Source organism: Nocardia sp. NPDC051052, from assembly GCF_044456045.1.
Taxonomy (GTDB): domain Bacteria; phylum Actinomycetota; class Actinomycetes; order Mycobacteriales; family Mycobacteriaceae; genus Nocardia.
In genome coordinates this window covers 220,035-234,968 of sequence record NZ_JBITFL010000014.1, presented here as the reverse complement: position 1 = coordinate 234,968, position 14,934 = coordinate 220,035, and the positions used below count along the sequence as shown (strand labels likewise).

Below are 14,934 nucleotides of genomic sequence, written 5' to 3'. Positions count from 1 at the left end.
TCTCACAGTGCTCACCGGCCGGCGGCTCAGAGACCAGCATCCCGAAACTGGAAGCTATCCGCGTGCGGTTCGCTGATCTACACCCATTAGGGTCTCAGAACTCGTGGCGGAATCTCAGTGTCCTGTGACAGTCAATCTTGCTCTGTGCCAGTGAATCTTGCTCGTCCGGCCAGTTCTGCTACTACAGTTTGCTCGTTGTCTTGATCGTATCGGGCGGGATGGTGGCCGGTGGCGGATGCTGCTGTCGAGTGGGCGCAGACCTCGGCTGGGCTGGTTGAGCTGGACTTCGTCTTGATGTCAGTTGACCCGGACAGGGGTGAGGTCCACGCCGGCCGGAGGGCGGATCCGGCGGAAGGTGCCGTCGAAAGCGGTGACGTAGAGAGCCCAGCCATCACCGTCACGGCCGATGCGAACCGAGGACGGACCGTCATAGGCGCTGGAAATGCCGCTGGCGACCGTACAGGTTGCTCCGGTAGTGGGATCGAGGCGGTCGATTTCGCCGGCGATATGCCCTGCGACGTATAGGGTTCCGGACCGAGTGCTGGTGAGATCGTCGTCGCCGGGTAACAACCCTGGCAGCCGGCCCACGACCGTCCACTGCTGGGGTGTATCGACCGGGATCCGGTAGACCTGGCCGGTGAACAGATCATCGGTGAACACGGCGGTGTGGTCCGGACTCAGTGCCAGGCCCTCACCATGGGGCACCGGCGACCAGTCGGGCTGCACGACACCGGTGTCCCGATGGTAGCGGGACACCCCCGCGGCGGGGGTTCCCTCGGTGCCGACCCACGTGGTCAGCAGGTCACCGTCGGGCAGCCGCAGCAGTCCGTTCCCGGCCAGCGGCCCTACGGTGGTCACCGTGCCAGTCGTCATGTCCAGCGCCTTGACGGCACCGTTGCCCACATCCATGATGTCCAGGGTCGTGCCGTGGAGTTGCAATCCGGCGGCCTTGGTGCCGTCGAGCACGACCTCGGCGTTCCCGGCCGAGTCGATGTCGTATACCTTGCGGGCTTGCATGCTGGACACATAGAAGCCGCCATGGCCGTCGGCTTCGAGATTCTCCAGCTCGCCGAGTCCTTTTGCGAGCGTGTCCATCTGCCATCCAGCACATTCCGACACCGGACCGGCGTGCGCGGTCGCGTTCGACAATGTTGCGGCGATTACCGCAGCGGCAACGGCGGTAGCCCGAATTCGGTTGGCTGAATACCCCATAGCGCGGAACACTACGTGATCACCGTGTGGCAGGCGCCACGCCGGAGATCTCTTGCTGGACTTGATCAACCGATCCCGCCCTCTCGGCGGCCCAGCCGAGCGGGCGGTGGTGCTGCCCCGCACGGTCACGCCGATCACCGGCGAGCAGTTGAGCTCCTACCTGCCACGGCTGGCCCGAGCCAACCACCTCACCCTCGCCGAGGTTCTGGCCGTTCTGCCACCCTGGTTCGCCACAAAAGTCAACAACCCCGACGAACTCGCCCAGCACCACATGCTCGCACCCGCGACCACCGGCGCGCTATCGGCACTCGCTCGTCTGGCCCGGACAACCCCGCAGCGCCTGGCCGGGGCGCTACCAGCCTTCGGCGCCACCCACACCCGCGGACCGGTCCGCGCCACCACCGCCTGCCACCTCTGCACAGCCCGACGCGGCGTCGGCGAACCTATCCCCGTCCACCTGCCCGTTCACCTGAAAGTCTGCACCCGCCATGGTATTTGGCTCAGCGATACCGGCCAGCCCAACCTCGACGTCACCGCCTGCCCCGACATCATCGCCGCCCAGCATCGCATCAACCGGCTCCTGCGCCAATGCACACCCCAGCAGCTGATCTACGCCCACGAATCCGCCCTCGCGGCCATCACGCCCTGGCCAGCCACACAGGACGCGATCCCGCTGCACTGGCGGCACCGGCTACCCGCCCTCCAGACCCTCAACCACCACCGCGGCCTCAGCACCGACCACGACGCCTACACCCGCGCAGCGAAATTTCCCGACGCTATCGCCCTCGTCCCGGAGATCCTCAGCGCTCGCGAAAACGAGCAAGATCTAATGGCACGATCACCCTAATCCGGCGACCCCAGCGACCCTGACCCGCACCAGTTCGCCATTCAAAATTCCTCACCGCAGGTCAGCACACCCACCACGAGGACGATTCACTGGCACAGGACACTCAGAATGTTTGGCGGTGACGTGGCGGATCCGCCACGGTTTTGAGATTCGGCTCCCCCTGCTGGCTGATTGGTGGATGATCTTCGTCAGTTAGCTTCCGCAACAGGAGGTTTCGAGTTGGCGAGCGCGAAGGCCCACCAGGGTCTCGACGGCCGGTCGGCGTTGATGCTGTTCAGGTTGACCTGACACCATGCCCGGGTTCAGCACGATTCCGCCAGCATCACGAGCCTCTCACCGGCTCCGCCCCGCCATGTGCTGACGATATACGTTCGGCCATGTTCGTTGGGGATGCAGACCTGCCCTGGAAGATCCACGTGGTCTGCCACCTCCGTCGCCCAGAAGGCCATTCGCTCGCCGGGTTCGAGCCAGACCAATTCCGCTCCATCGGCGCCGGCACGCTCGACGACGACCAAGCCGGTGGCCCGTCGAACGAAGCCGCGGGCCTCCCGCTCAGTCAGCCACCGTCGCTGCCGCCGCCACACGGTGCCGTCGGGGCCGACCCACTCGAGTCGCGACGACCGCCACAACGAATCCTCCACACACCGAGTATGTGCCGCTGACGCAACCTCTTTTACGGTTCGGCGACCGGCCAAGCCTGCGCTAGTGCTGTGTCAGCCGACGTTCGGTAGGTAATCGGGGTGTCGGATCTTGGAGCTGACGGCGAAGTCAACGGACCGAGCCGGGCAGTGCAAGCCGACGCCCGGTACCGCAGCAACCTATTCAGACGCGGGACTAGCTGGGGTGAACGTTCTTCGCCAGTTATGTTTCATGCCAGGAGGATTCGGGTTGGCGGGTGCGGTGCAGGCACCCTGGTGACATGGAACGGTCCAAAGATCAAAAACTGAGCGATGCAATTACAGAAGCCGGCGCTGCCTCATGGTCCGTCAGGGCCGCGGCAGGGCGGTTCCTGGCGGCAGCGCCTGAGATCGAGGCCGTCGCCGACGTCCTGCACCGCCTCCTCCTCGACGCTCAGAACACTGCAGTGACATCGGATACGGCCGCCGCCCTCTTGGCACGCGGGGACCTGCCCGGTCTACGTGCCGTTCTCGCAGCCCTTGCCCAGACGACTGACGACGATGGCGGAACCGCCGAGCAGCTCAGTGCGGAACTCGACTGTGACCCACGCTGGACGACCCGCGACAGCGTCGCCGAGCTCATCCGGCAACTCCAGACCCTGACGTCCGATACGGACCCAGGGGTTCGTGACGAGGCTCGGTGGCGACTCTCGCGCCTTGATCAACAGGCGATCGCGGATCACGGCATACAGCTGCACCTTGGAATTCCAAGCTCCGCCGCGGTGGCGTGGAACGATGAAGGAATGCCACAGTTTTGAGACTGGAGGCAGTGGCGGGGCCTGAGACTGGATCTGAAAGCCACAGGTCACAGCGTCATGAGATGCCACGACTTTCGGGACCCTACATATGGGACGTTCGCACCTGCAACCTGGTCGCCCCACAGATTGGCCGACCACGCGCGCGGATCGCATGTTGAGCCCAACGGCGGCGAGTGACAGGCTCGTGAACCGTGATCGATGACTTCGCAAAAGAGTACCTGCACAGCGATTTACGAGAGATACGCGAGGCAATGCTCTGGAAGCTCGACGGGCTCTGCGAGTACGACATCCGCAGGCCCCTGACTCCAACAGGCACCAACCTTCTCGGCTTGGTCAAGCACCTGTCGATCTGGGAGTCCAGGTACTTCGGCGAGGTGTTCGATCGACCGTTCCCTGAGCTTCTGCCTCGATGGGACGACGCCGACGAGCGCGGCGCCGACATGTGGGCGACCGAGCACGAGACGCGTCAGGCGATCACCGACCGTTACCGTCGAGTCTGGAAGGCATTCAGACGCGACGATCACCGCACTCGCCATCGACTCCCCGGGCCACGTGCCATGGTGGCCCCGCCCCGACGTGAAGCTGTTCAACATCCTGGTCCACATGCTCACCGAGACCAGCCGACACGCAGGACACGCCGACATCCCGCGCGAACAGATCGACGGCTCGACGGGGACAACAGCGCAATACACGCCATTACCGGACGTTCGTCCCATGTCACAGAATGTTGAGCCACGCGCTTCGTTCCCAAGGATTGGCTCAGAATTCGGGCTGAGGCGCACCTTGCTTGATCGGCTGACCCGGTAGTGCGGCATGTCATCGGCGATCGCAGCACCTGACGCGAACCAACCACGAAGGATGGTTCCTATACCGGGGAGACTTAATCCAACTCGCTATCCGACCGGGCCTACTCCGAGTAGTCGCTTTCTGCCTCAATGGGCGGATCGGTTTCGTAGTCTTGATCTACCGCGAGGCGCCTGGAGGTGACAGGCGGAGTGGGCTGTTCGGTTGCGGCAGAGTCGGTCTCGGCGTCTCGGTCCGGGGTGGGCTGCTCTTCGGTAGACACTGACTGTTCCCCTCGATGGTGGAATGAAGCGCTGCTACCAGCCTAGCCCCCTCACGTGAAACTGCGGAAGGGACAGAAGGTCAGCGTTCCAAGAACAGAGCACCGGCGAGCGGTTCGATCACCAAGGGCCCGTTCGTGATTCGAAGCCGGACTCGACTGCCACCTGCCAGCCGATCACGTTCGGTGATCATCGTCGTCGCATACTCGACTGCCAGCGCCCGGATCTGCGGCTCCATCACAACGACACATCACCCGCCACTCTGCGGATGTAGGCAACTCGGGCAATATCGTGCGTGGGGCGGCCGAGTCGAATGCTATGCCAGGTCAACCGATCCGGAGTGAGCTCTGCTGGCTGATCGGATGCCCGCGCAGCGGTGCGAGCTCAGGCATTTCCGGACGTTGGCTTGGGCGGACGCCCCCACCGAAACGTCGTACCTCCCGACACGTTTCTCCGACACTCACCGGGCAGGGGGCGACTAGGGAATCCGGGCGTGGCGGCCCAGTCTCGGTGAAATGATCGTTTTCGAGAGATCCCGACGACGCGCCGTTCGGGGATGACGTTGGCGCGAGATCTCAGTAGGAGATCCTCAGATCCCTTGCGGGCGCGTAACATTGATGCGTCCAGGCTATCGAACGGCGATGCCTGAACACGCCTAGGAGGAGATGCTATGAGCAGCGAGTTCGAGGAGAGGGAAACGGCGGCGCAGAACATGTACAAACGAGAGCAGGAGGAGAAGAAGCTCAAAGCCTTGCAGGAGCAGCTAAGCAAGGTTCGGCAGGAGGCCGATAGCTTGCAGCGGCAGGTCGACGAGGCGAAGGCCCGAAAGTAGAAGATCCGTCTAGCGGTCGGTGAGGTCGACGCGCGCCATGATGTTCCGGTACCAGCGGATACCGGGGGAATCACCTCGCCACAAGCGTTGAACTGGTTCTCTGTCCGTATCGGTGGCTGTGGATCCAACCCGGCCGTGTCGACCCCTTCGTGGCCTCGCTGTTGGCGGCAAGAGTCAGTTGCTCGATGCGCGTCATGCATTCTGCTGTGGACGTCAGTGACTCGTGCAGATCCCGCTACCCCAACAGATTCGAGTATGGGCCACCCCAGGCGCGTCACCCGCTAAGCCTCTATCCGACCCACTCTCGGGAAGTAGCAGCGTCGAACACAACGGTGTAGCACCCTCAATTCGACACTACCGCGCATTCTGTGGACACGCCTATCCCGCGTAACACGCTCGTCAGTAACGTCAGATTTCACCGATATCAGCTGATCTCAGCTTCGTCGCCTGACGTCATGACTCACCGATAAGCGACGTCGGAGTTCACCGCCCTAGCCAACTCGGAGCACCGTGTCGGCTGCGCCTGCACGAGCATACGGTTTCGCGCCTGCCCCCAGTGGAGTACTTGATCGGGGCCGTTGCGAGTTCCGATTTCACCGGCTCATCTACGCGACGAGCAGTGTTCTAGCACGCTCGTTGAAGCCCACCACCAATGGATGCGGCCCGAACGCCACCATTCGTTGCTGGATGTCTCGAACAGCTTCCACCGACCGCGAGGACTTGACCTTGCTCGACAGGTTCACCGTTCGCACGCTGGCAGCGTAAGCCGCGTAAAGGTCCCGGTTCTGAAGGTGGCTGACAGGCAAGGCCGCATGCGACAACGCACCGCGCCGGGCTCGATTCTGGCTGCGGGCGTATGCGATTGAGCGCTTGGCGTGCGGTGCAGCTTCATCCGGCTGCCCAAGATCCCGGAAGGCGTTCGCCTACTCGCCACAGATATATGCCTCATCAATGAACTCCGCCCACTCGGCTTCCCGCTCCGGCTCGACTTGTTCGAAGGCCCGCTCAGCCGCATTGACCGCGTGCGCGGTGCCGACCTTGTCACCAGTCGCTGCTAGCACCCGTGCCTCGAGCGTCCACAGGTCGGCAAGGCAAGCCGCGGAGTACTCGATTGCCGAGGGTTACATCCCGCGAGGATGCACCTATGTCGAGCCCGATCCGAAGGACGGACCGAGCTGGGGGCTCACAGCGCCAGTCGCCCTCTTACGGTTGAACTCTTGCGGCTTCGCTCAGCCCCCGGCCAGCAACAGTTCGATCTCGCCGACTCGGCGATCGAGCCGGGCAGAATGCACCGCGTCCGCCGCCTTACGAGCAGCAGCGATCGTCGCCTCGGCCGCATCGAACTCACGGTTCCGTAGGTACGACTCCGCTAGCCACGTTTGGTACAGCGCCACCTCTCGAGGGTGCTCCTGTGGGTAGTCCTCAATCGCCTGCAGAAGTAGCGGACTGGCGAGGCCCGGCTGGCCCAGCTCAACAAAGCAGCGTCCAGCCATCACATTGATTTCAGAGCGATCCAACCAGTAGACCCATTCCGGCTCTTCGATGTCTGCCGACCGCCGCTCGTACGCATCATCGACCGCATCAAGGGCACGCATCGTCCCGTCCCGATCACGAGACCGAGCCGATGCCCATGCAACTCGCTCTGTCAGAAGTGCTTCAACTACTGGCGTAGCGTCTCGTGCACCAGTTACCGCAGTCTTTGCAAGAAGCGCTGCGTCCGCCGGATCGCCGATGTTCGAAATCTGATAGGCGAGGCTCGATAACAACTGACCGGCTAACACTCGATTTTCTGCCGCTGTCGCGGCCTTATGCCCGTCTAGATACGCGCGCTGAGCCTGCGCGTACCGACCGGCGTCGCTGGCAACCCATCCAACAAGTTGTGCCAACTCCCCGGCGCTAGTCCGGAGCCGCCGACCGATCTCATCGGTGTAGCTGCACTCCTTGATGGCCCAGCGAGCGTCTTCGAACTCCCGGTCGACCAGAGGCAGTAAGTCTTTTCCACCGACGTGGTCGTCCAGGTGACGCAGTTCGATCACTCGGTTCTCTAGGTCGGTCGCCAGGTCGTTTCCGACGCGTCGCCCGGAAGCAGAATGGATCGTCGCCACAGAGTCGGCTACAAGCCACTCGTGCGCGATACGAATCGGATCATCCGGAGGTGCCATCAGAGCATCTACAGGGACGTTCAACGCGCGCGAATACGCGGTGATGTGCTCGGCCCTGATGTCCCGCTGACCGTTCTCCAGCATCCCCAGAAGCGACTTGGAGTAGTGAGTTCGCCCAGCAAGCACCGCCAGGCTAACTCGCTGCGATTCGCGAGCGAGTCGGAGAAGTGCGCCGGGACTATCCATCGCGTCGCCGAATCCGATCTGTGGACCTTTGTGGACACCGAACCTGTTCTGCGTCAAGCGGTATAGCACGAGACTACTACTCAACGCCCGGCTGGGAGTTGGACCAAGATCCGCATCGACTTCCGCTTCGGGTGCTTCCTTCGTACTACCGGAGGCCGGGCCACCTAAGCCGTAGTCGACGCAGGGGAGGTCGGCAGATGCCGAACAAGCTTCCACCACGCGACCCGTCCAACGGGCCACTTGTCCAGCGATGGACAGCGCTCACTGAATCCGCCCGGTGCTGGGGTGCCGCACCAACCCTCAGCACCGGGAGGCACCACCGGGAGGTGACGTAATGAACCGAGATCGGTTGCGTACCAACGAATCCCCCGATAGCCGGAAGGTCGTGACGTGGCGGCTCGTAAGTCGCGACTGTCAGGTACTCAACTTTCGGAATCGGGCCGATTCGTCGCCGGCCTACCGATGGCCCAGTGGGACTGAACTCCCGCTGCACCGGGATTAGTGATACTCGACGGCCCGCCATCGCTGTGGGAAGCGCGCGAGGCGTTCTACGACCATCACGACCTGTGGGACGCCCTACGCCATGACTATTGGGTCGCGCTACTCGATCCGACCGATCAACCAAACCCGTTGGGAGCGTAGAAGATGACGACGAAATGTGAGTGCGGGTCTGACCCATGGATCAAGGCATCCCAGCGCAAAGGCGGGGCCGCGATGTTCCACAAGACCACGGGTGAACTGCTCAGGGTTGGTTGCACGTCCATGCTCTGCCTTGGCATGGTTCCGGTGGTTGACGGGAAGATCAGCGATCACGACGGGATAATTCCGGGCCGCTGCCGGTGGGTCGGAACGCGGGTCGTGGACGACCGCGCTGACTTCGTGCCCGACACTACGAAGTCGGGGGCGCGGTCATGAGGATGTTCGAGGACCGATCTCTGTCGTGAGCTGCTTGTATCTTGATCCGTGCACGCGGACACTGGCCCGTTCCGGCCATAACGAGAGGGGTAGACGTGAGTGACGACGAACAGCTGACGATGGATCTCGGCGTCGAGCGAACCGAGTGGGGCAAATGGGTCGACCCCAACCGCCGCAAAGCGCAAGCACAGAAATTCATGGACTACGCAGGCATTGGCGAAATCCCTGCGGAGCCGTGGCCGGAAGACTCGCCCGAGGTCAGACGGCTAGATCCGATCGTCGCGGAGCTGTTCCCAGATATGGCTACTGCGGCAGCTCCTGAATGCGCCGACATGGTCGATGCATTTATTTGCTTTATGGGAGAGTGCTTTGTCAGGTTCACCAAGGCCGAATGGATCGAATACAAATGGTTCGGCCGTGAACATTCTTTTTATGACCACGTCAATCCAGCACTTCGATTCGACACGCTAGACGAAGACGTAGACACAATATGGGGCCTAATGGAAAGCGTCATAGAATACGACGCGGATGTCCATGACGGAATGTTCTCGACACTCGCCGAAATATTTCGCGAGTATGCAGCCTATCACCAAGAGAAGCTTGATTCAGAAGCGTCGTCCGCTCCGTAGCCCTCGCCTCGTAATACCTTTCACTCGCATGTTCTGCACACCGGGGGGGTGTGGCCAGCTATGTCCGACGAATACGACAGAGACCGCGATAGATTCGACAACAACTCGCGTGGCAGGATATTCGAGAACGGTGCCGACCGATTCTTTCACGACCGCGAGAATGGGTACGTCCAGGGCTCCCGCACATTCGAGACCATCAAAGGCAATATTCAGTTCGACCACGTCAAAGAGGCCAACGGGCACACGTTCTCCATAGAGGATAAATCCGGTGGGGTTGGAGGGCAGAAAGACAAAAAGCAGCTAGAGGCGATACGGGAGCTTCTCAAGGCGAACGACAAGCACCAGCACTTGCTGCGATCGGTCGAACGTGAGCCGGTCGCGAAAGACCTACAGAAACTGATTGACGGATTGCGTCGGGACTTCCCGAATCAATTTCAGCATCAGGTAATATCAAGAACCGACGCTCGGGAAATTTGGGCGAGAGGTCTTGCCGTCGAGCGAGGGAAAGCGCAGCAGCTCGAACTATCCGGAATCAGGGAAAAGGCGCGGGAAGGGAAAGCGCAGGCGCTAGAAAATCGTCGGGCGAAGATCGCAGAGATCGCCAAGGCGCGCGATCGTAAAGAGCGCGCTCGGGAACGGCTCACGAATATACGGGAAATCGTGAAGGCACGGGAGGACAAGGACCGCGCTAGAGCCGCTAGCGAGCTGGCCGCTAGACGGGTGGCGCTGGAGTTCCCGGCTCCTGATCAGCTCCGTCGAATTGAAGCGCCGACAGCCGACCGAGCCAAAGAAGGCAAAACGCCGGAGGCCGAGCGCGATCGGGTCACCCGTGAGGCTGCCGAGAAAGCCGTACGGGAATTTCAGGCCCGACTTGCGGCTGGGTCAACCTCGACAGGTAAGGCGCCAGAGAAGACCACCCCGGAGCGTGAATCGCCCGAAGCCGCCCGCGCCAGGATCGAGCGCGAAGCCCGTGCACAGGTATTGCGCGAATTCCCATTCCCGGTGCCTAAACAGTCCCAGGAGCGAGAAACAGTCGAGATCGGGGAACGACCTACCCCGGAGCTTGCCGACGCTGCCAGCACCGAACGCGAGGCGGCAGACAAGGCGCAGGCAGCCGAGAAGGAGCAACAAGCTCGGGAGACGGCGAGAGAGCAGGACGCGGCTCGCAACGCAGCGTTCGAGCGACTCCAGGAACAGGGTCGGCTTACGGAAGTGGAACGGCTGCACTGGCTAGGGCAAGCCACCGATCCTCGTGGGGCAGTGCGGGAACCACCCGGTCACGCGACGAGTGTTGAACGTGGCGGGACCGGACAGGCACAAGGCCGCGACCGGGGACAGTCCCGCGACCGTTAACCAGACGATACCGATCTGAAAGCACTGCCGCGCCCCTCCAGGGCTTGCCGCCTAATTGTGTCGGCGAGTTTTCCATCCAGCCAGGATTCCACGATGCCGATAATGAACTGTCGGGCTTGCGGTTTCGACATCGATTTCTTGGGGGTGCCTCCCCGAGCCCTCGTGTGCCGACCCGTAGGTCCACTGATAGCCGGATGACAAGCAGATGCAGTGAACGCTTTCAGCTGAGTTCTACTGACTCCCCAGCTCTGTTCCCAAATCCGCTGTGCGGAACAACCGATCACGAAGAATGACAAGACAGCCTGCCCGACCCCTGGCAAAACAATCCGGTTGTGGTGTGTCGGGACACGGTTCTACGCCATGCCCGACGGTTCTCCGATGGAGGTGCTCGATACAGGTGGCCACAGCAAGTACGGGCGATAGTCTCGACGCCATGACCTCACGATTCGGTTCCGTCACCACAATCACGGGGGCGAGCCCGGCAGTGATCTCACTTCTCCGCCGCGCCGCACAAGTCGCTGAACAACACGGCCGCAACGATCTGGCACCGGAGGACCTCCAAGTTGCGTTGCTCCAGGGGGTTCCATGGTCAACGCTCGAGGTGTGGTGGCCGCAAGTCGGCGGGACGCCATTACAACGCGGTGTCATCAATGATTTCGACCCGTCGGCGCCGCAAAAGGCGTTGACCTATACAGAGTTGGTGGCGTTGGTGGCGTCAATGGTGCCTGGCCCGCCCGCACGTGCGGAGTTGAACCCAGAAGAGCCGATCACAGTCACCTATGAGCTGTCAGGACCGGACGCCGACGAGTTCCGGCAGGCGATCGAAGGCGCCACACAGTGATCCCGAGCTGCGGTCCGTCGGCAGGCTGTCCAGTTGCGGTTAAGGGATACTCGGCGGTGTGCGCGTAGAGATTTGTGTTGAGTCGGTTGGTGGGGTGCGGGTTGCGGAGGGGGCGGGGGCGGATCGGGTCGAGTTGTGTAGTGGGTTGTCCGATGGGGGGTTGACGCCCAGTGCGGCGTTGATCGAGGACGCGGTGGGGCGGACTGTGAAAACGCAAGTGCACGTGTTGATTCGGCCGCGGTCGGGGGATTTTCAGTACTCGGCGGATGAGGTTTCGGTGATGGTTCGGGATATTCGGGCGGCTCGATTGGCGGGTGCCGACGGGGTTGTGGTTGGTGCGATCGATGCGGCCGGGGCGCTTGATCCGGTGTGCGCGGCGTTTGTGGACGCGGCGGAGCACATGGATATCACGTTTCATCGGGCGATCGATGTCAGTGCGTCTTCGCGGCATGCCTTGGATCAGGCGATCTCGTTCGGTTTCACTCGCGTGCTCACCTCAGGCCGGCAACGGTCCGTGCTGGATGGGGCACCGGTGATCAAAGATTTGGTGCTGCATGCCGGCGGGGCGATCGAGGTGATGGCGTGCGGTGGTGTCCGGCCATCGAATGCTGTCCAGGCGATCGAAGCGACCGGGGTCTCGGATCTGCACGCGGCGGTCCGCACGCCGGTGCCGGGTGCCGCGAACAGCGCGGCGTTGTTCGCGGGAGTTGGTGTCCCCCAAGGCTTCGATCATTTCGACACCGATCCCGCCGAGGTTGCCGCGCTCTGCGAGATCGTGCACGGTCGAAGCCACTGAGTGAGCCGCGGTCCGGCCGCTGTTCGCCGCCGGACCGCGCTGCGCTCAGCGAGTCGCGTCGATCAGGCGTTGCCGCAGCCAGGTGAGCGGGGTAGCACCGCCGCCGATGGCATAGCCGGGGTAGCTCTGGTGAATCCCGGACTTCAAGAAGTCGTCCACCTGACGCTTGCGCTCTTCGTACGCCGAGTTGTTCAGCTGGTCGGCCAGCAGGCCGAGACCGCCGGCCGCGAGAGCGTCGGCGATCAGCTGGTTGGCTTGCTGCTGATAGTTGCCGAACAGCGCGGGATTCGGGTTGGAGATCTGCGCGAAGAGACCGGCGAAACGGGCGGCGAAGTCGCCGTCGGGGGTCGCGCAGTACAGGTCGCCCGCGGCGCAGAACGTGTAGGTCTGCGGGCTGAGCCAGCCGAAGCCGCCGATCCGCGGACCACCCGCGCCCGCGCCGGCGACGGGCGGGCCGATCAGGGTGTCGGTGGGTGAGCGACGCGGATCGGAGATGAGCCCGACCAGCGCGACGCGGTTGGGCGAGACAACGCCGAGCCCGGTGCCGATCTCGGCGGCCAGATCACCGGCCGCGTCCGCGCCCTGGCTGTAACCGAGCAGCGCGAATCGAGTGTTGTCGCAGTGCTGCGCCATCGTGGAGACCAAGCCGCGCGCATGGTCGATAGCCTCCCCCTTGGAACGACCGTAGACGTCGCCCTCCCAGGGGAACGCCGTCGCCGGGTACACGACATAGTCGGTCCGGACGTTGCCCGGCAAGTTGTCGGCGACCGCCGAGAGCATGCCCTTGCCTGGATCGGTATTCGAGGTCTCCCAGGTACCGGGAACCGCTACGACATACATTTCGGGGCAGTCCTGCGGGGCGGCCTGTGCGGTCGACGCGACGCCGACCGGTAGCGCGGCCGTGACCATCGCTGCCGCGCAAGCGGCCGTGTTCTTCCATCGCGATAACATCGTGTACTCCGTGTTCACTGCCGGGCATTGCCCGGTCGGCGAAGGCGCTCGGTGTCCGTTTGAGCGCCGATGACTGTCTTTTCTTCAGGTGGATACTTCAAGTTGTCGTCGGGAACTTCCCCGCAGATGGGATCAGTGTCCCCAGAAAGTCCGTCCAGCGCCAGCCTGTTCGACAGTACGTGAGGAGTATTCGCGTCGACGTGCGGATTTCGAATCGGTGACGGATCGGCGGTATCCCGGACGGATCGTTGCGGCGCGATGAATCCGCACTCGACCAGGCCGGTGCGGATATCGCCTTTCGGCCACCCAGCGAACGCCGAAACGTGCGGGGCGTGGCATCGTCGGTCAGGTCCGTATGTGGTTATGCCTCAATCTGGTTCACCGACCCGGCCGGCCGGGTCGCTTGGCCGACGGTGTGCAGGTGCCCCAGCGCCTGGGCGTAGGAGTCGAAAAGGCCAGTCTCGCAATAGGGCACCCCGATCTCGCCGCAGAACTGCGCCACCATCGGCTGCGCCCGGCGCAGGTTCACCCGCGGCATGGACGGGAAGAGGTGATGCTCGATCTGGTAGTTGAGGCCGCCCATCGCGGTATCGACCAGAAAACTGCCACGTACGTTGCGGGAGGTGAGCACCTGGCGGCGCAGGAAATCGGTGGCATCGTCCTCGGCAAGCACCGCCATTCCCTTGTGGTTCGGCGCGAAGGTGCAGCCCATGTAGAACCCGAACAGGCCCTGCTGCACCACGATGAACGCCACCGCTTTGGCCGGCGAGAGAATCAGGAACACCGCGGCGAGGTAGCCGGCGGCATGCGCGGCGAGCAGCACACCCTCCCAGACCCGATTCGGGATGGACCAGCGCAGCACCGCCCGCACGCTGGAGAAGTGCAAGCTGCCCGCCTCGAGCAGCAGCATCGGAAGGAACAACCAACCCTGGTGGCGGAAAATGAAGCGCCGGAAGCCTTTACCGGTCTTGGCCCGATCGCCGGAGTGCGCAAGGATGCCCATGATGTCGGGATCGGCGCCCTCGGTGTTGGGGTGCGCGTGATGCCGGTTGTGATTGCTGGTCCACCAGCCGATGCTCAGCCCGATCCCGAGATTGCCCGCGATCACCCCGTACAGGTAGTTGGCCCGCCGGGTGCCGAAGATCTGCCGATGCCCGGCATCGTGGCCGAGGAAGGCGATCTGGGCGAACACCGCCGCCAGGAACACCGCGGGGACCAACGTCCACCACGAGTCACCGAGCCAGCAGAACGCGGCCCAGCCTGCCACGAACGCGCCACCGATGACGACGCTCTTGCCGAGGTAGTACCGCAGCTGCCGGTCGAGCAGTCCAGCGTCCCGCACCCGCCGCAACAGCACCGCGTACTCGCTGCCGCGCTTCGGCGTACGGGTCTGCGCCGTCGATGGCGATTGCGCGGCGTCCGGCCCGCCGGGATCCATGTAGTCCAACACGTCCGCGACCGTACTCGTCGCGGCGGCGGATCTCGGTGCCGCCGAGCCGGTAGATCTTCCTGTTACCACGGGGCGCCTACGCATCCTGCTAGCAGTGGGTGTTCTGTTGGCTCTAACTGTCGCCTGCCGGGCCGCCGCCGACTACAGCGGGTATCGGAAGTCGGCACCCCGCGGCTTGCCTGTCGCCATCCAGGATGAAGCGACGAGGCCACGATCAGGTGAACGCGTGTCCGGATCGGCGACACATCTGCGTGACAATTC

The 14,934-nt window shown here is 63.2% G+C and carries 14 protein-coding genes and 1 pseudogene; 9 read left to right on the top strand and 6 right to left on the bottom strand.

The window, feature by feature from the left end; genetic code table 11:
- Positions 1 to 297: 297 nt before the first annotated feature.
- Positions 298 to 1,095 (bottom strand): hypothetical protein, encoded by a 798-nt coding sequence (locus ACIBCN_RS36925; RefSeq protein ID WP_396996607.1) that lies wholly within the window; start codon positions 1,093 to 1,095, stop codon positions 298 to 300.
- Positions 1,096 to 1,264: 169 nt separating this feature from the next.
- Between ACIBCN_RS36925 and ACIBCN_RS36920 the strand changes: the two genes are divergently transcribed.
- The 5 genes and pseudogenes from ACIBCN_RS36920 (at position 1,265) to ACIBCN_RS36900 (ending at position 5,390) form a co-directional block, all read left to right on the top strand.
- On the top strand, positions 1,265 to 2,059 hold the full coding sequence (locus tag ACIBCN_RS36920) for a TniQ family protein (protein ID WP_396996606.1): 795 nt from the start codon (positions 1,265 to 1,267) through the stop codon (positions 2,057 to 2,059).
- Between the two features lie 919 nt (positions 2,060 to 2,978).
- A complete protein-coding gene (locus ACIBCN_RS36915) occupies positions 2,979 to 3,494 on the top strand; it encodes a hypothetical protein (protein ID WP_396996604.1) in 516 nt (171 codons plus the stop codon).
- Between the two features lie 251 nt (positions 3,495 to 3,745).
- Positions 3,746 to 3,949 (top strand): annotated as a pseudogene (locus ACIBCN_RS36910) (DUF664 domain-containing protein); the annotation flags it as partial.
- A gap of 97 nt (positions 3,950 to 4,046) precedes the next feature.
- The gene (locus ACIBCN_RS36905) at positions 4,047 to 4,301 is read left to right on the top strand and encodes a DUF664 domain-containing protein (RefSeq protein ID WP_396996603.1); all 255 of its coding nucleotides are present in this window, start codon (positions 4,047 to 4,049) and stop codon (positions 4,299 to 4,301) included.
- Positions 4,302 to 5,228: 927 nt separating this feature from the next.
- Positions 5,229 to 5,390, top strand: coding sequence for a hypothetical protein (locus ACIBCN_RS36900; RefSeq protein ID WP_396996601.1), 162 nt, complete (start codon positions 5,229 to 5,231; stop codon positions 5,388 to 5,390).
- Positions 5,391 to 5,995: 605 nt separating this feature from the next.
- Here the strand turns inward: ACIBCN_RS36900 and ACIBCN_RS36895 are convergent.
- From ACIBCN_RS36895 to ACIBCN_RS36885, 3 genes are all read right to left on the bottom strand, one after another.
- On the bottom strand, positions 5,996 to 6,142 hold the full coding sequence (locus ACIBCN_RS36895) for a hypothetical protein (protein ID WP_396996600.1): 147 nt from the start codon (positions 6,140 to 6,142) through the stop codon (positions 5,996 to 5,998).
- Positions 6,143 to 6,313: 171 nt separating this feature from the next.
- Positions 6,314 to 6,451, bottom strand: a complete 138-nt coding sequence (locus ACIBCN_RS36890) for a hypothetical protein (RefSeq protein WP_396996598.1) — start codon at positions 6,449 to 6,451, stop codon at positions 6,314 to 6,316.
- A gap of 168 nt (positions 6,452 to 6,619) precedes the next feature.
- Positions 6,620 to 7,738 carry a helix-turn-helix domain-containing protein gene (locus ACIBCN_RS36885; protein ID WP_396996616.1) on the bottom strand — a complete coding sequence of 373 codons (1,119 nt, stop codon included), beginning with the start codon at positions 7,736 to 7,738 and terminating at the stop codon, positions 6,620 to 6,622.
- Between the two features lie 1,010 nt (positions 7,739 to 8,748).
- Between ACIBCN_RS36885 and ACIBCN_RS36880 the strand changes: the two genes are divergently transcribed.
- The 4 genes from ACIBCN_RS36880 to ACIBCN_RS36865 all read left to right on the top strand — a co-directional run bounded on the left by ACIBCN_RS36880 (position 8,749) and on the right by ACIBCN_RS36865 (position 12,272).
- Entirely contained in the window at positions 8,749 to 9,282 is a 534-nt protein-coding gene (locus ACIBCN_RS36880; protein WP_396996596.1) for a hypothetical protein, read from the top strand.
- Positions 9,283 to 9,342: 60 nt separating this feature from the next.
- Positions 9,343 to 10,635 carry a hypothetical protein gene (locus tag ACIBCN_RS36875; RefSeq protein ID WP_396996595.1) on the top strand — a complete coding sequence of 431 codons (1,293 nt, stop codon included), beginning with the start codon at positions 9,343 to 9,345 and terminating at the stop codon, positions 10,633 to 10,635.
- Between the two features lie 433 nt (positions 10,636 to 11,068).
- Entirely contained in the window at positions 11,069 to 11,476 is a 408-nt protein-coding gene (locus ACIBCN_RS36870) for a hypothetical protein (protein WP_396996594.1), read from the top strand.
- A 58-nt stretch (positions 11,477 to 11,534) separates the two neighbouring features.
- Positions 11,535 to 12,272 (top strand): copper homeostasis protein CutC, encoded by a 738-nt coding sequence (locus ACIBCN_RS36865; RefSeq protein WP_396996592.1) that lies wholly within the window; start codon positions 11,535 to 11,537, stop codon positions 12,270 to 12,272.
- Between the two features lie 45 nt (positions 12,273 to 12,317).
- On the opposite strand, the gene ACIBCN_RS36860 is transcribed toward ACIBCN_RS36865, so the two are convergent.
- Both ACIBCN_RS36860 and ACIBCN_RS36855 read right to left on the bottom strand, forming a co-directional pair.
- Positions 12,318 to 13,223 carry a cutinase family protein gene (locus ACIBCN_RS36860; protein WP_396996591.1) on the bottom strand — a complete coding sequence of 302 codons (906 nt, stop codon included), beginning with the start codon at positions 13,221 to 13,223 and terminating at the stop codon, positions 12,318 to 12,320.
- 361 nt (positions 13,224 to 13,584) lie between these two features.
- Positions 13,585 to 14,673 (bottom strand): fatty acid desaturase family protein, encoded by a 1,089-nt coding sequence (locus ACIBCN_RS36855; RefSeq protein WP_396996589.1) that lies wholly within the window; start codon positions 14,671 to 14,673, stop codon positions 13,585 to 13,587.
- Between the last annotated feature and the right edge of the window lie 261 nt (positions 14,674 to 14,934).